This is a genomic window from Pseudomonas sp. EA_65y_Pfl1_P113, from assembly GCF_963970525.1.
Taxonomy (GTDB): Bacteria; Pseudomonadota; Gammaproteobacteria; order Pseudomonadales; family Pseudomonadaceae; genus Aquipseudomonas; species Aquipseudomonas tritici.
This window is the reverse complement of sequence record NZ_CAXAQM010000311.1, coordinates 1-548: the sequence shown is the minus strand read 5'-3', so window position 1 is coordinate 548 and position 548 is coordinate 1. Positions and strand designations below refer to the sequence as shown.

Below are 548 nucleotides of genomic sequence, written 5' to 3'. Positions count from 1 at the left end.
AGCATCTGCGCGCCCATTGGCAGGCCCTTGCCGATGATCGTGCGGATCAAGGCGGGGGACGGGATCAACCAGGTCAGTTCATGCCCGCGCAGCCGGATCGGCAAATCACGCAGATAGATAAAAGCGAGCAGCCCAAATGCTGCGACATGCGCGGAGATGAGCGTCGCGGTGGCGGACCCGGCGATGCCCATGGCCGGCATGCCGAACCAGCCGCGAATGAAAACGGGGTTGAGCCCGCTGTCGAGCACGACACTCAGCACCGTGAACCACAAGGGCGTGATCGAATCGCCGACGCCGCGCAGCGCCATGCCGAGCAGCACCAGCAGCAGCGTCGGGAAGGCCACCACCCAGGACAGCGCCCAGGCGCCGGGCCAGGTCGCGAGGAAGGCCGGCGTCGCGCCGAGGCTGCGGAGGGTCGAGATGACCGACACAACGGCCGTCATCAGCAGGGAGAGGACGAACGGCATCACGATCGGCGCATAGCGCGCCGGCAGTTTGCGAACCGCAATCATTTGGTTTCTCTTGAAAAGGACGCGTCTGGCACGGTG

At 65.5% G+C, this 548-nt stretch carries 1 protein-coding gene; it reads right to left on the bottom strand.

What is annotated here, in order from left to right; translation table 11 throughout:
- Nucleotides 1-512: DUF2798 domain-containing protein (locus AACY52_RS29790; RefSeq protein WP_339561301.1), on the bottom strand; the 512-nt coding region annotated here is incomplete at its 3' end.
- Between the last annotated feature and the right edge of the window lie 36 nt (nt 513-548).